Source organism: Curtobacterium sp. 1544 (genome assembly GCF_040544915.1).
Lineage (GTDB): Bacteria > Actinomycetota > Actinomycetes > Actinomycetales > Microbacteriaceae > Curtobacterium > Curtobacterium pusillum_C.
Map to the genome: position 1 here is coordinate 81,690 of NZ_JBEPKX010000013.1, position 17,235 is coordinate 98,924.

A 17,235-nucleotide genomic window follows, 5' to 3' on the forward strand; every position below is an offset into this window, starting at 1 on the left:
ACCGGCCTGGAGGCACGGATTGCGTCGCGGACGTCGGAGCACGCCCGCCGGGTGGTCGGCGTGGGCCCTGTGGGGACTCCGCCGCCTGGCCGGCGGCATCGGCGTGCTCTGGGCAGTCGCGACGATCGTGTTCGTCGCGATCCGGCTCATCCCCGGCGACCCGGCCCTCGCGATCCTCGGCGGACCCGGCTCGCAGGCCTCGGCCGAGGCAGTGGCGCAGGTCCGACAGGAGTACGGCCTCGACCGACCGGTGCTCGTGCAGTACGTCGTGTTCCTCGGGCGCCTGGCGACCGGGCACCTCGGTGACTCGTACGCGTTCCGCACCCCGGTCGCGACGCTCCTCGGCCAGCAGCTCCCGGTGACGCTGACCCTCGCGGTCCTCGGGCTCGTCGTCGCCTGGGTGCTCGCGATCGTCGCCGCGTGGTGGTCGACCCAGCGCGGCCGGTTCGCCGCCGGTCTGACGAGCGCCCTGAGCGTCACCGCGAGCGTCACGCCGCACTTCTGGCTAGGCAGCGTCCTGATCGTAGTGTTCGCCAGCGCGCTGGGCTGGGTCCCCGCGGTGAGCGACGGCACCGCCCGCGGCTGGGTGCTGCCGGTGGTCACGGTCGCCGTGCCGGTCGCCGGGTACCTCGCCGAGACGGTCCGCGACGGCGTGGTGGACGCACAGCGGTCGGCGTTCGCCCTCGCCGCCCGGAGCCGCGGCGAGACCCGCGCCGGACTCTTCGGCCGGCACCTCCTCCGGCACGCCGCGCTGCCGGGCATCGCCCTGTCCGCCTGGGCCTTCGGGTCGCTCGTCTCCGGGGCCGTCGTCGTCGAGTCGGTGTTCGCGCTCCCGGGCATCGGCCGCGCCCTCGTGACCGCCGTCACGCAGCGGGACATGCCCCTCGTCGCGGGCATCGCGCTCGTGTCGGCCGCGGCGTACGTCGTGGTGCTGGCCGTCGCCGACCTCGTCGAACGACTGGTGGACCCGCGTGCCGACGCGACCCGACCCGGTGGCCGCACCCGGCGGCGCGCCCCGCGCGTCACCCGCCCCGAGGCGGGCGCTCGGTGAGCGGCATCGCCGAGCCGAGCCTCCAGGCCGGTACTCAGGGCGACCCGTCCGACGGACGGCCCGAGCGGTTCCGTGGGGGGACGCTCGGACCGGCCGGCACAGTCGCGGCGGTGGTGGTGGCCGTGGCGGTCGTCGCCGCCGTCTGGCCGGCGCTGCTGGGTGGCGGCGACCCGCTCGCCGTGCACCCGTCGGACGCCCTGCTCGCGCCGAGCGGCGCCCACCCGTTCGGCACCGACGAGTCGGGACGGGACGTCCTCGCCCGGGTGATCGCGGGCACCCGGGCCTCGCTCGTCGTCGGGGTCGTCGCGACGCTCGTCGGCGGCGGGGTCGGCATCGTGCTCGGCGTCGTCGCGGGGCTCGGCGGGCGGGTGGTCGACGCCGTCGTGGGACGGATCACCGAGGTCGCGTTCGCCCTGCCGCTGCTGCTCGTCGCACTGGTCGTCATCGCGGTGACCGGCCCCGGACCCGTCCCGGCGATGCTCGCGGTCGGGTTCGCCACCGCGCCCGGGTACGCCCGCATCGTGCGGGGGCTCGTGCTCCGGGCCCGGTCCTCGCAGGTCGTCGAGACCGCAGTGGTGATGGGCCGCTCCCCCGGCCGCATCGTCCTCCGGCACGTGCTGCCCGCGGCGCTCTGGCCCGTGGTCGCGGTCGGGACCCTCGGCATCGGGCAGGCGATCGTGTGGGCCTCGGCCCTCAGCTACCTCGGCGTCGGCACGCCACCACCGGCCCCGGAGTGGGGCGCGATGCTCGCCGACGGCCGCACCTACCTGCAGACCGCCCCGTGGATGAGCACCTTCCCCGGTCTCGCGATCGTCGTCCTGGCAACCGCGGTGACGGTGCTCGGACGAGCGATCAGACGAACGGGAGCCCTCCGATGACCGTCCTCGACATGCGCGGCCTCACCGTCGCGATCGGCGGCACGACCGTCGTCCACGACGTCGCCCTCCGGGTCGAGGCGGGCGAGTGCGTCGCACTCGTCGGCGCGTCCGGATCGGGCAAGACCGTCACCGCGCGCGCCGCGCTGGGCCTGTCCGCCGCCGGTTCCGCCGTCCGGGTCGACCGGCTCACGGTGGCCGGACTCGACGTCCGTGCGTTCTCCGACCGGCGCTGGCGATCGGTCCGGGGGTCGCGTGTCGGCTACGTCGGCCAGGAGGCACTGGGCGCCCTGGACCCGCTGCGTCCCGTCGGGCGCGAGGTCGCCGACGCGCTGCGGCTGCACGCCGAGATGACCGCGGCCGCGCGGGTGGACGCCGTCCGCTCCGCCTTCGAGGCCGTCGGGCTGGACCCGTCGATCGCGACGGACGGTCGGCTCGCCGGGACCCTGTCCGGCGGGATGCGGCAGCGGGCGCTCATCGCCGCCGCGACGGTCGGGTCGCCGGAGCTCGTCGTCGCGGACGAACCCACCACCGCACTCGACGCCGGGGTCGCCGTCACGGTGATGGAACAGCTCCGTGCCGCGCAGGCGCGCGGGGCCGGACTCCTCGTGATCACGCACGACCTCGGGCTCGTCGCGGGCTGGGCCGACCGGGTGGTCGTCATGCACGAGGGACGCGTCGTCGAGGAGGGCCCGGTGGACTCGGTGTTCGCCGCGCCGCAGCACGAGGCGACCCAGGCGCTGGTGCGAGCCGCGGGTGGCGCGGACGTCGCTGGCGCTGGCGCTGGCGCAGTGTGCGAGGTACCGGGCACGGTGCGGGGCTCCGAGGCTCGCACGTCGCGCGGAACCTCGCACGGTGCGGGCCCGGTGCTCGCCGCCGCCGGGATCTCGCGGGTGTTCGACGGGGTGCGCGCCGTCGACGACGTGTCGTTCGGGCTCGCACGAGGGCGGGTGCTCGGCGTCATCGGCGCGTCCGGGTCCGGCAAGACGACCCTCGCGCGGATCCTGCTCGGGCTCGAGACCCCCGACACCGGAACCGTCACGCTCGACGGGGCACCGTGGGTCCCGCTCGACGAACGCGACCGACGCCCGCACCGGCACCGGCTCGCTGCGGTCGTGCAGGACCCGGGCGCGACGTTCGACGAGCGGTGGAGCGTCGAGCGGGTCCTCGCGGACGCGTTCTCCGGCGGTGCCGAACGCTCTGCACGGGGACCGCTCGGACAGCGGGTCGACGCGGCGCTCGAACAGGTCGGCCTCGACCCCGCGCTCCGACGCCGATCCCCGCTGACGCTGTCCGGCGGGCAACGGCAGCGGCTCGCGATCGCCCGCGCGCTCGCGACCTCACCCGAGGTGATCGTGCTCGACGAACCCGTCACGGCACTCGACGCCACGGTGCAGGACGCCGTGCTCACCCTGCTCGAGGGGCTGCGCGACACGACGGGCGTGGCGATGGTGTTCGTGTCGCACGACCTCCGGGCGGTGCGGCGGATGGCCGACGACGTGCTGGTCGTGCACGAGGGGCGCGTCGTGGAGCACGGTCCCGCGGCGTCGGTGTTCGACCGACCGACGCACGCCGTGACCGCACGGCTGCTGCACGCGGCCGGCCGGCTCGCGACCGGCGTCGCGTAGCGCGGGCGCGCCGCGGCAGCGCCGCGGCCCCGAGTCTCGCGCTGAGCGACGGTTCTCGCGGCGCAGCGCGCGAGAACTGTCGCTCAGCGCGAACCACCGCGCGACCGGGCCGAGTCTCGGGACGCACGCGCAGCACTGGACGCGACCGGAGCCACGGCGCGACGCCCGTGACGGACGCGCACCGTGCCTCCAGGCCGTGCCGTGTCCGTCCCTTCCCAGAACGGGCTCGATGGCAAGCGGAAACGGGCGTACCCGGTCGGGAGGAACGACCAGGTACGCCCGGAGTGGGCAGGTACGCCCGAAAGGACACGGCGGCCTGGAGGCGCGGTGCCGGTCCCGCGCGCGCCGTGCGACCGCCACCCGGTCGCCCCGGGCGCGGGCGGGTGGTGCCCGGTGTCTCCCGGAACGGGTGCGATGGGAAGCGGAAACGGGCGTACCCGGCCGAGAGGATCGACCGGGTACGCCCGTTTCTGGCAGGTGCGCTGCGGGGCGCCGTGCGACTACGAGCCCGCGGGCTCCTTCTTCTCGTCCCCCGATGACGGAGCGTCGCCCGAGATGATCGGGATCTCACTCGTGGCGAACTCCTTCGCCCAGTCGGACTGCGCGAACTCCGACGACTCGTCGTTGTAGTCCGCGATGACCTCGGCGACCTCGTCCTCCGAGCCGACCGTCGGACCGGAACCCATGAGCGGCGTCGCGGCGGTCTCCTTCGTGAAGTACACGGCGACCAGGCCGATCACGGCGGCGAGCATCAGGTAGAACGCCGGGATGTCCTCGGCCCACCCGAAACCGGAGTCCTTCGCCCAGTTGATCAGGGCCGAGGTCGCGAGCGGGGTCGTGCCACCGAAGAGCGACACCGACACGTTGAACGCGATCGCCAGGGCGCCGTACCGGATGATCGTCGGGAAGAGCGCCGGCAGGGTCGAGGGCATCGTCGAGGTGAACGTCACGAGGACGACACCGAGGATGAGCAGGCCCGCGAACACCCCGAAGCCCGTGCCGGTCTGGACGAGCTTGAGCGCCGGCCAGGACAGCAGGATGAAGCCGATGCAGCCCGCAGCGAGCACCGGACGACGACCGAACTTGTCGGACAGCCGCCCGCCGAACGTGATGACGACCATCATGAGCAGCATCACGACGACGATCAGGATGAGACCGAACGTGGCGTTCTGTCCGAGGTTCTGCTCGAGGTAGGCCGGCATGTACGACAGCAGCATGTAGTCGGTCACGTTGAAGACCAGGACCAGGCCGATGCAGATGATCAGCGAGCGCCAGTTCTCCGCGAAGAGCTTGAGGAACGGCGTCTTCTGCGACTCACGCTCGGCAGCCTGCTCCTGCTGCTTCTGGAACGCCGGGGTCTCCTCCAGCTTGAGGCGCAGGTAGAGGCCGATGAGCCCGAGCGGGCCCGCGATGATGAACGGGATGCGCCAGCCCCAGCTGAGCAGGGCGTCCTCGGACAGGCCGAACTGCAGGCCGGTGACGATCGACGCACCGAGCACGTAGCCGGCGAGGGTGCCGAACTCGAGCCACGAACCCATGAACCCGCGGCGCTTGTCGGGCGAGTACTCGGCGATGAACGTCGCGGCGCCGCCGTACTCACCACCGGTCGAGAAGCCCTGCACGAAGCGGGCGACGAGCAGCAGGATGGGTGCCCAGAAGCCGATCGAGTCGTACGACGGGATCAGGCCGATCATGAGCGTGCCCGCGGCCATCAGGATCATCGTCAGGGCGAGGACCTTCTGTCGGCCGATCTTGTCGCCGATCGGGCCGAAGACGGCGCCACCGATCGGTCGGACGATGAACGCCGCGGCGAAGAAGCCGAACGTCGCGACGATGTTCGCGGCCGGGTCGCCCTGCGGCAGGAACACCTGCGAGATGGTGACCGTCAGGTACGCGAAGATGCCGAAGTCGAACCACTCCATGGCGTTGCCGAGCGCGGCGGCGGCGACGGCGCGCTTGAGCAGCGACTCCTCGACGACGGTGACGTCGTCCTCGGTGAGCTTGCGGCGCGCGCGCTTCGCCGCTGCCTTCGTGCGCAACGGCCGATCGCCGTGCGGACGGTGTGCTTCGTTCGGTGCCAAGTCGTTCCTCCGGTAGTGCTGTGTCTTGCCTTCGGGCGTCCGGCGGAGAGCAACGGTGCAGTCCTCACGGACGCCGCGCCCGCCGGACAAACTCCGACAGACTATCAGGTGATCGGCGTGTCCGCAGTTCCGGTGTGGTAGGCGCGCTGCACTGCCCCGGTCGCTCCACTACGATCGAACCACCGCGCAGCACGCGCGCACACTCAGGCACCTCATCACGGACTCGGTGCCGCACAGAGCGGTCGCAGCACCGCACGGAACGGAAGGCCGCCATGACGAAGCCCATGCCCGAGAAGCCCACGGTGGACGGTCTCGAAGACGTCTGGGGCCCCGTGTGGGAGCAGGACGGCACCTACCGCTTCGACCGCGACGCCGCTGGTGACCGCAGCAACGTCTACTCGATCGACACCCCGCCGCCGACCGCCTCCGGTTCGCTGCACATCGGGCACGTGTTCTCGTACACGCACACCGACCTCAAGGCCCGGTACGAGCGCATGCGCGGCAAGCACGTCTTCTACCCGATGGGCTGGGACGACAACGGTCTCCCCACCGAGCGCCGCGTGCAGAACTACTACGGCGTCCGCTGCGACCCGCAGCTCCCCTACGACGCCACCTTCGTGCCGCCGTTCGAGGGCGGCGACAACAAGTCGAGCAAGGCCGCCGACCAGATCCCGGTGTCCCGTCGCAACTTCATCGAGCTGTGCGAGCGCCTGACCGTGCAGGACGAGCAGCAGTTCGAGCACCTCTTCCGCACGCTCGGCCTGTCGGTGGACTGGACGCAGTCGTACCGCACGATCGACGACACCTCGCGCGCCAGCGCCCAGCGCGCGTTCCTCCGCAACCTCGAGCGCGGCGAGGCCTACCAGGCCGACGCCCCGACGCTCTGGGACGTGACGTTCCGCACCGCCGTGGCACAGGCCGAGCTCGAGGACAAGGAGATGCCGGGCGCCTACCACGGCATCGCGTTCCACAAGTCGGACGGCACGGGCGACGTCGTCATCCAGACCACCCGCCCGGAGCTCCTCCCCGCGTGCGTCGCCCTCGTCGCGCACCCGGACGACGAGCGCTTCCAGGACCTCTTCGGCACGACCGTCCGCTCCCCCCTGTTCGACGTCGAGGTCCCGGTGCTCGCACACCACCTCGCGCAGAAGGACAAGGGCGCCGGCATCGCGATGGTCTGCACGTTCGGTGACACCACCGACGTCGTGTGGTGGCGCGAGCTGCAGCTGCCGAACCGCGCGATCATCGGGTTCGACGGCCGCGTCCGCTCCGACGAGCCGGCGTGGATCGAGTCCGACGGGGGCAAAGCCCTCTACGCCGAGATGGCCGGCAAGACCGTGTTCTCGGCGAAGAAGGTCGTCGTGGACGCCCTGACCGAGTCCGGCGACCTGATCGGCGACGTCAAGACGATCAACCACCCGGTGAAGTTCTTCGAGAAGGGCGACAAGCCGCTCGAGATCGTCTCCACCCGCCAGTGGTACATCGTGAACGGTGCCCGCGACGAGCAGCTCAAGGCGACGCTCCGTCAGCGCGGCGAGGAGATCGCCTTCCACCCGGACTTCATGCGCGTCCGCTACGACAACTGGGTCGGCGGCCTGTCCGGCGACTGGCTCATCTCGCGCCAGCGCTTCTTCGGCGTCCCGCTGCCCGTCTGGTACCAGCTCGACGCCGACGGCAACCCGGTGTTCGACCAGCCGATCGTCCCGACCGAGGCCCAGCTGCCCGTCGACCCGGCGTCCGAGCCGGCCCCGGGCTACACGGAGGACCAACGCGGCGTCGCCGGTGGGTTCCAGGGCGAGCTCGACGTGATGGACACCTGGGCCACCTCGTCGCTCACCCCGCAGCTCGCGGGCAAGTGGGAGACCGACCCGGCGCTCTACGACCTCGTGTACCCGTACGACGTCCGCCCGCAGGCGCAGGACATCATCCGCACGTGGCTCTTCACGACGGTGCTCCGCAGCCAGCTCGAGGCCGACACGGTGCCGTGGAAGCACGCGAGCATCTCGGGCTTCATCGTGGACCCGGACCGCAAGAAGATGTCGAAGTCGAAGGGCAACGTCGTCACGCCGCTGTCGATCCTCGAGCAGCACGGCGCCGACGCGGTCCGCTACTGGGCGGCCTCGTCGAAGCTCGGCACCGATGCAGCCTTCGACCCGCAGAACCCGAAGCAGATCAAGGTCGGCCGTCGTCTGGCGATCAAGGTCCTCAACGCGGCGAAGTTCGTCTACGGCTTCCCGCTGCCCGAGGGAGCCACGAGCGTCACCGAGCCGCTCGACGTCGACATGCTCGCCGAGCTCGGATCGGTCATCGAGCAGGCCACCACGGCGTTCGACGGGTTCGACCACGCCCGCGCCCTCGAGGTCATCGAGCGCTTCTTCTGGACCTTCTGCGACGACTACCTCGAGCTCGTGAAGGAGCGTGCGTACGGCACCGCGACCGAGTCGACGCACGAGACGCAGGCGAGCGCGGTCCTGGCGCTGCGCGCCGCGATCGACGCACTGCTCCGTCTGCTGGCACCGTTCATCCCGTTCGCGACGGAGGAAGTGTGGGCCTGGACCCACGAGACCAGCGTGCACCGTGCCTCCTGGCCGACCGTCGCCGAGCTGCCCACCCAGGCCGAGCCGACGGGGCTGCTGGCCGCCGTCGGGCAGGCGCTCATCGGGATCCGTGGTGCGAAGACGGCGGCGAAGGCGTCCCAGAAGACGCCCGTGACGCGCGCCGTCGTGGCGGCCCCGGCCGAGACGCGGGCGCTCATCGAGCGCGCGGCGGTCGACCTGGCGTCCGTCGGCCGCATCGAGAACCTGTCGTTCGCGGACGGCGCGGAGCTCGCGGTGACCGAGATCGAGTTGGCTGAGCAGCAGGCGTAGTCGCGGTCGCGACGGGGTCGGCAGACGGACTGGAGGCACGGATGCAGTTGGGCAGACGCTGGAACGTGGGCGCCGAGGCGCCCGGGCAACTCCCCGAGGCGATGGTCGTCGCCGTGCGCGAGGTCGAGGGCGAGCTCGCGGACGAGTCCGTCGACACGGCGGGGTGGGGCTGGACCCTGACGTTCCTCGAGGGCAAGCCGATGGTCGCGCTCGACGACGGCACGTCCATCCACCTCGACGACGCCGGCCACGCCCAGGTCACGAACCCGGACGACGCCCCCGAAGAGGACTGAGCCGGGTCCGGTCTCGTCCACTGAGCAGAAGACGTCGAGTGCATCCGATGCACTCGACGTCTTCTGCTCAGTCGAACGAACTCCGCGCTACTTCGCGAGCCAGGTGAGCAGCACCTCGTTCACCTCGGCGGTGTGCGTGGTGAGCAGGCCGTGCGGGGCGCCCTCGATCTCGACGTACTCCGCAGCCGGCAGCGCCTTGGTGAAGCGGCGACCGGTGGCGTCGATCGGCAGGATGTTGTCCGCCGTGCCGTGCACGATCAGCGCCGGGACGGTGACCTTCGGGATGTCCTGACGGAAGTCGGTCGGCCAGGTCAGGGGTGCTGCGGCGGAGGCGATCGCACCCGAACCCGCTGCGACGTTCCAGGCGTTCCGGACGGCTTCCTCGGAGATGCGCGAGCCGAGGTTCTCCGACAGGTTGAAGAAGTCCTGGTAGAAGTTCGTGAAGTACGCGTACCGGTCCTTCTTCACGTCAGCCGCGATGCCCTCGAAGAACGACATCGGGCCGGCGCCGTCGGGGTTGTCGTCCGTGATCGCGAGGAACGGCTCGAGCGAGGCCAGGAACGCGACCTTGGCGATCCGGTCCTCACCGTGGCGGCCGATGTAGCGGGCGATCTCGCCGGTGCCCATCGAGAAGCCGACCAGGATCACGTCGCGCAGGTCGAGGGTCTCGAGGACGGCGTGCAGGTCGTCGGCGAAGGTGTCGTAGTCGTAGCCGGTGCTCGGCTGCGAGGACTGCCCGAAGCCGCGGCGGTCGTACGTGATCACGCGGTAGCCGGCCTCGAGGAGCGGCGGGACCTGCCCCTCCCACGAGTTGCCGTCGAGCGGGAATCCGTGGATCAGGACGATCGGCTGACCGGTGCCCTTGTCCTCGTAGTGGAGTTCGATGTCGACGCTGTTCTCGGTCCCGACGGTGATGGCACCCATGGTGGTTCCTTCCCTGAGATTCGCGGAGAACGATCGTTCTCCGCTGATGTCGTCTACACTAGAGAACGTTCGTTCCCCGCGCAAGTCGGGAACGGTGAACGCGCAGCGAACGGGGTACGTCATGGCAAGCAGCATGCTCTCGACCGTCGACCCGGACACCCGGGCACACATCGTCGACGTCGCCGACCAGCTGTTCTACGCGCGCGGGATCCAGTCCGTCGGGATGGACGCGATCCGTACCGGTGCCGGGGTGTCCCTCAAGAAGCTGTACGCGGCGTTCCCGGGCAAGGAGCAGCTCATCGCCGCCGTGCTCGCCGGCCGCCACGACGTCTGGGAGCGCGGGGTGCACGGCGCGGTCGACGCCGCCTCGACGCCGCGCGACAAGCTGCTGGCGATGTACGACTTCCTCGAGTCGTGGTTCGGCGACGACACGTTCCGCGGCTGCGGGTTCATCAACGCGTTCGGCGAGCTCGGGGCGACCTCCCCCGCTGTGGCCGAGATCGCCCGCGACCACAAGGACTCCTTCCAGCGGTTCGTGCAGGACCTCACCGCCGACGCGGTGTCCGACCCGGCCCGCGCCGAGGAGCTCGCCGCACAGCTCGCGCTCCTGGCCGAGGGCGCGCAGACCACCGCGGCCATCGCCGGCACCACGGCCCCCGCCGTGCACGCCCGCCGCGCCGCCGAGACCCTGATCGACGCCGTCACCCGCGCCTGAGACGCAACCCCAGAGCGGACTGGAGGCGCGTGGCGGCGCCGCCACGGGCCTCCAGTCCGCCCCGCGGTCGCGCAGCGTCCGTAGGGTGGTGAGATGGCAACCCCGTTCGACGAACCGAGCACTCTCCCCTACGCCCTCCCGCCGTTCCGCGACGTGCGGCTCGAGCACTACCGCCCAGCCTTCGACGCAGGCCTCGCCGAGCAGCGCACCGAGGTCGAGGCGATCGCCGCCTCGTCCGAGACCCCGACCTTCGAGAACACCCTCGTGGCACTCGAGCGCACCGGGCAGCGACTCGCCCGCGTCAGCCACGTGTTCTTCACCCTGTCGTCGGCGGACTCGACGCCGGAGCTGCACGACCTCGAGGCCGAGGTCTCGCCGCTCCTCGCCGCCCACCGCGACGCGATCACCCTCGACAGCCGGCTGTACGCCCGTGTACGTGCCGTGCACGACGGGCTCGGCGACCGGACCGACCTCACCGCCGAGGACCGCCGCCTGGTCGAGCGGACGCTCACCGAGATGACACTCGCCGGCGCCGGCCTCGACGACGCCGGGAAGGAGCGCCTGACCGCGATCAACCAGGAGCTCTCGACGCTCACCACCACGTTCGAGCGGAACCTGCTCGAGGACACGAACGACCTCGCGGTGCACGTAACCGACGAGACCGAGCTGGAGGGCCTCGACGACGGCGCGAAGTCCGCCGCCGCCGGGGCCGCCGCCGACCGCGGCCTCGAGGGGTGGCTCATCACGCTGCCCCTCTACACCGGGCACCCGTGGCTGTCGTCGCTGGCGAACCGCGACCTGCGCGAGCGGATCATGCGCGCCTCGCAGTCGCGCGGCCGCCGCGGCAACGAGCACGACAACCGCGAGGTCCTGCTCCGCATCGTGCGGCTCCGCGCCGAGCGTGCCGAGCTCCTCGGCTTCCCGAACCACGCGGCCGTGGTCACCGCCGACGAGACCGCGAAGACGCCCGAGGCCGTCGAGGGACTCCTCTCGTCCCTCGTGCCGGCGGCGGCGGCGAACGCGGATGACGAACGAGCCGTCCGCTCCCGCACCGTCGGCTTCGACGTCGAGGCCTGGGACTGGGCGTACGCCACCGAGATCCTGCGCGGCGAGCAGTTCGCCGCCGACAGCTCGGCGCTCCGCCCGTACTTCGAGGCTGACCGGGTCCTGCACGACGGCGTCTTCCACGCCGCCGGCGAGCTCTACGGCCTGACCTTCACGGAGCGCCCGGACCTGCACGGCTACAACGACGAGGTCCGCGTATTCGAGGTGCACGGGGCTTCCGGCGAGGAGGTCGGCCTCTACCTGCTCGACCTGTACACGCGGGACGGCAAGCGCGGCGGCGCGTGGATGAACCCCGTCGTCGAGCAGTCCGCGCTGCTCGGCACGCTGCCCGTCGTGGTGAACAACCTCAACGTCGCGAAGCCCGCCGCCGGGTCCCCGACGCTCCTCATCCAGGACGAGGTCGAGACGCTCTTCCACGAGTTCGGGCACGCGCTGCACGGCCTCATCGCCCGGACGACGTACCCGCGCTTCTCGGGCACGAACGTCGAGCGCGACTTCGTCGAGTTCCCGAGCCAGGTGAACGAGATGTGGGTGTCGTGGCCGTCCGTGCTGGCGAACTACGCGAAGCACCACGAGACCGGCGCACCCCTGCCCCCGGAGCTCGTCCTCGGGCTGAGCGACTCGGCCGGGTTCAACGAGGGCTTCGCCACCACCGAGTACCTCGCTGCCGCGTTGCTCGACCAGGCGTGGCACCGGCTGTCGGCCGCTTCGGCTGCGGAGGTCACGGACGTCGAGGCGTTCGAGCGTCAGGCCCTGGCCGATGCCGGCATCGCCGTCGAGGCCGTCCCGCCGCGCTACTCGTCGACGTACTTCGCGCACACGTTCTCCGGCGGGTACGACGCCGGGTACTACGGGTACATCTGGTCCGAGGTACTCGACGCCGACACCGTGGAGTGGTTCCGCGAGCACGGTGGACTCTCTCGCGAGGCCGGTGCGCGCTTCGCCGAGAAGTTGCTCGGCGTCGGCGGGGCGAAGGACCCGCTCGAGGCGTACCGCGACTTCCGCGGGCGTGACGCCGAAGTGGGGCCGCTGCTGCGCCGCCGCGGGCTGGAGTAGGCGCGCGGGGGCGCCGGCGCGGGAGCGGGCGCGGGCGCGGGCGCTTCCGCGCGTACCGGGAGGAACCAGGCGTCGAACCGCGGGCCGCACCGACTGCCCCGACGACGAAGGGCCCGCACCGACAGACGGTGCGGGCCCTTCGCGGGGGTCGCCTAGGCCGACTTCTCGACCCGCTTCGCCCGCGGACGCGGCACGATCGTCGGCGCCGCGTTCTCGAGCACCGACTCCCGCGTGATCACGACCCGGGCGACGTCGTCGTCCGAGGGGACGTCGAACATCACCGGGCCGAGGACCTCTTCGAGGATGGCCCGGAGCCCGCGGGCACCGGTCTGCCGGAGCACGGCCAGGTCGGCGATCGCCTCGAGCGCACCACGGTCGAACTCCAGCTCGACGCCGTCGATCTGGAACATCCGCTGGTACTGCTTGACGAGCGCGTTCTTCGGCTCGGTGAGGATCTGCATGAGCGCGGACTGGTCGAGCTGCGACACCGTGGTCACAACGGGAAGACGACCGATGAACTCCGGGATGAGCCCGAACTTGTGCAGGTCCTCCGGCAGGACCTCGGAGTAGAGGTCCTGGTGGTCGGTGGCGCTGTGCAGCGGTGCACCGAAGCCGATCCCCCGCTTGCCGACGCGCGAGGACACGATGTCCTCGAGCCCGGCGAACGCCCCCGCCACGATGAACAGCACGTTCGTCGTGTCGATCTGGATGAACTCCTGGTGCGGGTGCTTCCGACCGCCCTGCGGCGGGACGGAGGCGACCGTGCCCTCGAGGATCTTGAGCAGCGCCTGCTGCACGCCCTCGCCCGAGACGTCGCGCGTGATCGAGGGGTTCTCGGCCTTGCGCGCGATCTTGTCGACCTCGTCGATGTAGATGATGCCGGTCTCGGCACGCTTCACGTCGTAGTCGGCCGCCTGGATGAGCTTGAGGAGGATGTTCTCGACGTCCTCGCCGACGTAGCCGGCCTCGGTCAGGGCGGTGGCGTCCGCGACGGCGAACGGCACGTTGAGGCGCTTCGCGAGCGTCTGCGCGAGGTACGTCTTGCCGCAGCCCGTCGGGCCGATCAGCAGGATGTTCGACTTCGCGATCTCGACGTCGTCGCGGTCCTCGGCAGCGGTGATCTGGCCCTGGGCCCGGATGCGCTTGTAGTGGTTGTAGACGGCGACGGCCAGGGAGCGCTTCGCCGGGTCCTGCCCGATGACGTACTCCTGCAGGAAGTCGAAGATCTCGCGCGGCTTCGGGAGCTCGAACTCGCCGCCGGCAGTGTCCTCGCCGGCCTCGGCCAGTCGCTCCTCGATGATCTCGTTGCACAACTCGACGCACTCGTCGCAGATGTACACGCCGGGACCGGCGATGAGCTGCTGGACCTGCTTCTGGCTCTTGCCGCAGAAGGAGCACTTGAGCAGGTCAGCGCTCTCTCCGATGCGTGCCATGTCGGTGCCCTCCCTGGTTGACCGCTGCGATCGCCGGATGCTGCCCAACGACCCATCCGACTGTGCACGAGCCTAATCGCAACCGATGACACCAGCCGCGACGCCGGGCCGGTTTCGCCCGGCGCGTTCGCCCAGGGCGTTCGATCCTGCTACCGTGTCCACGACTTCTCTACAACTTGTAGAACTGCAGCTCCGGAAGGAACCCCATGCCCCAGCGTCTCGCCGTCGTCGGCACCGCGACCCTCGGCGTCACCGCGCTCATCGTCCTCGGCACCGCGGGTGTCGCCAGCGCGCACGTGTCGGCCACCGCCACGTCGACCGCGGCGAACTCGTACACGACCGCGACGTTCTCCCTGCCACACGGCTGCGACGGCTCCCCGACCACGCGGATCGCGTTCGAGGTGCCGGAGTCGATCATCGAGGTCACGCCGACGGTCAACCCGAACTGGACCATCACGAAGACGACCGAGCCGTACACGAGCGCCTCGGCCGCCACCGACGACGAGTCCGCCGAGGACGCCGGTGAGCGTGTCACGAGCGTCGTCTACACGGCGAAGACACCGCTCCCCGCCGACGAGCGCGACACCTTCTCGCTGTCGTTCTCGCTGCCGGACGGCAAGGCGGGCGACCTCGTCGAGTTCCCGGCGATCCAGACCTGCGAGAAGGGGTCCGTCGAGTGGAACCAGGAGCAGAAGGCCGGCGAAGCCGAGCCCGAGCACCCGGCCCCGTCGATCACCCTGACCGCCGCGGAGACCGCGGGTGACGAGGACGGCCACGGCTCCCACGGCGCCGAGGCGACCGAAGCCGCCGCTCCGGCGTCGACCACGCCCGCCGACCCCGACCTGGTCGGCCGCTTCCTGGGCCTCGGTGGCCTGGTGCTCGGCGCGGTCGCCCTGGTCGTCGCCGTCGCGAACACGCGTCGCCGGAGCGCCTCCAAGTGACCGAGCGCGACGCACGTCGTGCGCGGGCCGGTCGACGGGCCTGGAGGCTCGTGGCCGGGACCGCCGCGGCCGTCGCCGTCGCGGGCGGTTCCGTCCTCGGACTCGCCGGTCCGGCCAGCGCGCACAACTACATGGTCGCCTCGACCCCGAAGGTCGACGGCACCCTGACCTCGCTGCCCGACGCGTTCGAGATCACCACGAACGACAAGCTGCTCGACATCGGCGGCTCGGACGCCGGGTTCGCGTACCGGATCGTCGGGCCGGACGGGAAGTACTACGAGGACGGCTGCCTCGACGTCGACGGCCCGTCCATGACCACGAAGGCCGCCCTCGGCGACTCGGGCAAGTACACCGTCGAGTGGCAGATCGTCTCCGCCGACGGCCACACCGTGTCCGACGAGTACGCGTTCACGTGGGACACCCCCGCCGGGTTCACGCCCGCGAAGGGTGCGGCGAAGCCCCCGGTGTGCGCCACTGCGGGGAGCGACGCGAGCGCGAGCGCCGACACCACGGGCACCGCTTCGGGGAACGGTGACTCGGCCGCGTCCGACGCGCTCTGGATCGGAGCCGGCGGGGTCGTCCTGGTCGGCGTGGTCGTCGCCGTCCTGCTGCTCCTCCGCCGCCGTCCCGCCCCCGCGGCGGACGACACCGACGAGGACTGACGCACCGGGAACACCGCGCACGACGAAGGCCCCGCACCGATCGGTGCGGGGCCTTCGCGTGTTGCGGGTCGTCGGTCTTACTTGACGAGCGCCGGCAGGTTCTTGCGGCTCGTGAGGACCTGGTCGATCAGGCCGTACTCGAGGGCTTCTTCGGCGGACATGATCTTGTCGCGCTCGATGTCGTTGTTGACCTGCTCCGGCGTCCGGTTCGAGTGCTTCGACAGCGTCTCCTCGAGCCAGGTGCGCATGCGGAGGATCTCCGCCGCCTGGATCTCGATGTCGGACGCCTGACCGCCACCCTGCTGGGTCGCGGGCTGGTGGATGAGCACGCGGGCGTTCGGCAGCGCCAGACGCTTGCCGGGGGTGCCGGCGGCGAGGAGCACCGACGCGGCCGAAGCGGCCTGACCGAGGCAGACCGTCTGGATCTGCGGACGGATGTACTGCATCGTGTCGTAGATCGCCGTCATCGCGGTGAACGAGCCACCGGGCGAGTTGATGTACATCACGATGTCGCGGTCCGGGTCCATCGACTCGAGCACGAGCAGCTGCGCCATGACGTCGTCCGCCGAGGCGTCGTCGACCTGAACGCCGAGGAACACGATGCGGTCCTCGAACAGCTTCGCGTACGGGTCCTGCCGCTTGTAGCCGTAGGCCGTGCGCTCTTCGAAGCTCGGCAGGATGTACCGATCAGTGGGGGCCGGGACGTTCTGCGCGCCACCGAGCATGGGGAGATGCATTCTCGTTTCCTTTTCTTCGGTGGGTCGGGTCAGGACTGGGCGTCGGGCTCGGCCGCTGCGGTGGGGGTCTCGCCGTCGGCGACGGTGCCACCGCCGCCGATGACCTCGGCGCTCGACGCGCGGAGGTGGTCGACGAAGCCGTACTCGAGGGCTTCCTGCGCCGTGAACCAGTTGTCGCGGTCGTTGTCCTTGAGGATCTGCTCGATCGACTTGCCGGTCTGCTCCGCCGTGAGCTCGGCCATCCGCTGCTTCATGTCGAGGATGACCTTCGCCTGCGTCTGGATGTCGGCAGCCGTCCCACCGAAGCCACCCGACGGCTGGTGCAGGAGCACGCGGGCGTTCGGCGTGATGTAGCGCTTGCCCGGGGTGCCGGACGAGAGCAGGAACTGCCCCATCGAGGCGGCGAGGCCGATGCCCACCGTGACGATGTCGTTCGGCACGAACTGCATCGTGTCGTAGATCGCCATGCCGGCGGTGATCGAGCCACCGGGCGAGTTGATGTAGAGGTAGATGTCCTTCTCAGGGTCCTCGGCGGCGAGCAGCAGCAGCTTGGCTGCGATCTCGTTCGAGTTGTCGTCGCGGACCTCGGAGCCGAGCCACACGATCCGGTCTCTCAGAAGGCGGTCAAAAACACTGGGGTTCAGTGTTGCTTCGGCCATGGAAAAGCTCCCGTTCAGTTGTCGCTTGTTGTCGAACTTATCGGTTGCAACGCACCACTTCGCGTGTGTTCGCTGTCGGCAATGCGGGTGGCCCGCAAACGGAGTGGAGGGGGGGGGGGGGCGGGGGCCCCCCCCCCCCCCCCGGGCGGGGGGGGGGGGGGGGGGCCCCCCCCCCACCCGGGGGGGGGGGGGCGGCCCCCGCGCCCTACAACAGCGGACCGCGGGCCGCGGGGCGGCGGGCCCCCGCG

Annotated in this window: 14 protein-coding genes; 9 read left to right on the forward strand and 5 right to left on the reverse strand. The window is 71.1% G+C overall.

Annotation, left to right across the window (positions count from 1 at the left end):
- Positions 1 to 19: 19 nt before the first annotated feature.
- Genes ABIC61_RS09880 through ABIC61_RS09890 form a run of 3 tightly spaced genes read left to right on the forward strand, consistent with a single transcriptional unit; the run spans position 20 to position 3,554 of the window.
- Positions 20 to 1,051, forward strand: a complete 1,032-nt coding sequence (locus ABIC61_RS09880; protein ID WP_260852672.1) for an ABC transporter permease — start codon at positions 20 to 22, stop codon at positions 1,049 to 1,051.
- Positions 1,048 to 1,929, forward strand: coding sequence for an ABC transporter permease (locus ABIC61_RS09885; RefSeq protein WP_354029760.1), 882 nt, complete (start codon positions 1,048 to 1,050; stop codon positions 1,927 to 1,929). The genes ABIC61_RS09880 and ABIC61_RS09885 overlap by 4 nt, the downstream gene beginning before the upstream one ends.
- Positions 1,926 to 3,554, forward strand: coding sequence for an ATP-binding cassette domain-containing protein (locus tag ABIC61_RS09890; RefSeq protein ID WP_354029761.1), 1,629 nt, complete (start codon positions 1,926 to 1,928; stop codon positions 3,552 to 3,554). The genes ABIC61_RS09885 and ABIC61_RS09890 overlap by 4 nt, the downstream gene beginning before the upstream one ends.
- Positions 3,555 to 4,054: 500 nt before the next feature.
- On the opposite strand, the gene proP is transcribed toward ABIC61_RS09890, so the two are convergent.
- Positions 4,055 to 5,635, reverse strand: coding sequence for a glycine betaine/L-proline transporter ProP (gene proP / locus ABIC61_RS09895; protein WP_354029762.1), 1,581 nt, complete (start codon positions 5,633 to 5,635; stop codon positions 4,055 to 4,057).
- A gap of 272 nt (positions 5,636 to 5,907) precedes the next feature.
- Here proP and valS point away from each other — a divergent pair, with 272 nt between their 5' ends.
- Both valS and ABIC61_RS09905 read left to right on the forward strand, forming a co-directional pair.
- Complete coding sequence (gene valS, locus ABIC61_RS09900; protein WP_354029763.1) at positions 5,908 to 8,502, forward strand: valine--tRNA ligase; 2,595 nt, start codon at positions 5,908 to 5,910, stop codon at positions 8,500 to 8,502.
- Positions 8,503 to 8,543: 41 nt separating this feature from the next.
- Positions 8,544 to 8,795, forward strand: a complete 252-nt coding sequence (locus tag ABIC61_RS09905; RefSeq protein ID WP_354029764.1) for a hypothetical protein — start codon at positions 8,544 to 8,546, stop codon at positions 8,793 to 8,795.
- A gap of 87 nt (positions 8,796 to 8,882) precedes the next feature.
- Here the strand turns inward: ABIC61_RS09905 and ABIC61_RS09910 are convergent, their stop codons facing one another.
- Positions 8,883 to 9,719: an alpha/beta fold hydrolase gene (locus tag ABIC61_RS09910; RefSeq protein ID WP_354029765.1), complete on the reverse strand. Its 837-nt coding sequence runs from the start codon at positions 9,717 to 9,719 to the stop codon at positions 8,883 to 8,885.
- Positions 9,720 to 9,840: 121 nt separating this feature from the next.
- Here ABIC61_RS09910 and ABIC61_RS09915 point away from each other — a divergent pair, with 121 nt between their 5' ends.
- Together ABIC61_RS09915 and ABIC61_RS09920 are read left to right on the forward strand one after the other, a co-directional pair.
- The gene (locus ABIC61_RS09915; RefSeq protein WP_354029766.1) at positions 9,841 to 10,434 is read left to right on the forward strand and encodes a TetR/AcrR family transcriptional regulator; all 594 of its coding nucleotides are present in this window, start codon (positions 9,841 to 9,843) and stop codon (positions 10,432 to 10,434) included.
- Between the two features lie 93 nt (positions 10,435 to 10,527).
- Positions 10,528 to 12,555 carry a M3 family metallopeptidase gene (locus ABIC61_RS09920; RefSeq protein WP_354029767.1) on the forward strand — a complete coding sequence of 676 codons (2,028 nt, stop codon included), beginning with the start codon at positions 10,528 to 10,530 and terminating at the stop codon, positions 12,553 to 12,555.
- A gap of 152 nt (positions 12,556 to 12,707) precedes the next feature.
- Here ABIC61_RS09920 and clpX read toward each other — a convergent pair whose 3' ends face one another.
- Positions 12,708 to 13,988: an ATP-dependent Clp protease ATP-binding subunit ClpX gene (clpX, locus tag ABIC61_RS09925; protein ID WP_144754825.1), complete on the reverse strand. Its 1,281-nt coding sequence runs from the start codon at positions 13,986 to 13,988 to the stop codon at positions 12,708 to 12,710.
- A 206-nt stretch (positions 13,989 to 14,194) separates the two neighbouring features.
- Here clpX and ABIC61_RS09930 point away from each other — a divergent pair, with 206 nt between their 5' ends.
- Together ABIC61_RS09930 and ABIC61_RS09935 are read left to right on the forward strand one after the other, a co-directional pair.
- Complete coding sequence (locus ABIC61_RS09930) at positions 14,195 to 14,929, forward strand: YcnI family copper-binding membrane protein (protein WP_354029768.1); 735 nt, start codon at positions 14,195 to 14,197, stop codon at positions 14,927 to 14,929.
- On the forward strand, positions 14,926 to 15,591 hold the full coding sequence (locus ABIC61_RS09935) for a copper resistance CopC family protein (RefSeq protein WP_354029769.1): 666 nt from the start codon (positions 14,926 to 14,928) through the stop codon (positions 15,589 to 15,591). The genes ABIC61_RS09930 and ABIC61_RS09935 overlap by 4 nt, the downstream gene beginning before the upstream one ends.
- Before the next feature lie 77 nt (positions 15,592 to 15,668).
- Here the strand turns inward: ABIC61_RS09935 and ABIC61_RS09940 are convergent, their stop codons facing one another.
- Positions 15,669 to 16,328 carry an ATP-dependent Clp protease proteolytic subunit gene (locus ABIC61_RS09940; protein WP_097180535.1) on the reverse strand — a complete coding sequence of 220 codons (660 nt, stop codon included), beginning with the start codon at positions 16,326 to 16,328 and terminating at the stop codon, positions 15,669 to 15,671.
- 29 nt (positions 16,329 to 16,357) lie between these two features.
- Positions 16,358 to 16,987, reverse strand: a complete 630-nt coding sequence (locus ABIC61_RS09945; protein ID WP_079238571.1) for an ATP-dependent Clp protease proteolytic subunit — start codon at positions 16,985 to 16,987, stop codon at positions 16,358 to 16,360.
- Between the last annotated feature and the right edge of the window lie 248 nt (positions 16,988 to 17,235).

Coding starts and splice junctions, on each gene's coding strand:
- ABIC61_RS09890 (WP_354029761.1), top strand. CDS start 1,926: ATGACCGTCCTCGACATGCGCGGCCTCACCGTCGCGATCGGCGGCACG.
- valS (WP_354029763.1), top strand. CDS start 5,908: ATGACGAAGCCCATGCCCGAGAAGCCCACGGTGGACGGTCTCGAAGAC.
- ABIC61_RS09905 (WP_354029764.1), top strand. CDS start 8,544: ATGCAGTTGGGCAGACGCTGGAACGTGGGCGCCGAGGCGCCCGGGCAA.
- ABIC61_RS09910 (WP_354029765.1), bottom strand. CDS start 9,719: ATGGGTGCCATCACCGTCGGGACCGAGAACAGCGTCGACATCGAACTC.
- ABIC61_RS09915 (WP_354029766.1), top strand. CDS start 9,841: ATGGCAAGCAGCATGCTCTCGACCGTCGACCCGGACACCCGGGCACAC.
- ABIC61_RS09920 (WP_354029767.1), top strand. CDS start 10,528: ATGGCAACCCCGTTCGACGAACCGAGCACTCTCCCCTACGCCCTCCCG.
- clpX (WP_144754825.1), bottom strand. CDS start 13,988: ATGGCACGCATCGGAGAGAGCGCTGACCTGCTCAAGTGCTCCTTCTGC.
- ABIC61_RS09930 (WP_354029768.1), top strand. CDS start 14,195: ATGCCCCAGCGTCTCGCCGTCGTCGGCACCGCGACCCTCGGCGTCACC.
- ABIC61_RS09940 (WP_097180535.1), bottom strand. CDS start 16,328: ATGCATCTCCCCATGCTCGGTGGCGCGCAGAACGTCCCGGCCCCCACT.
- ABIC61_RS09945 (WP_079238571.1), bottom strand. CDS start 16,987: ATGGCCGAAGCAACACTGAACCCCAGTGTTTTTGACCGCCTTCTGAGA.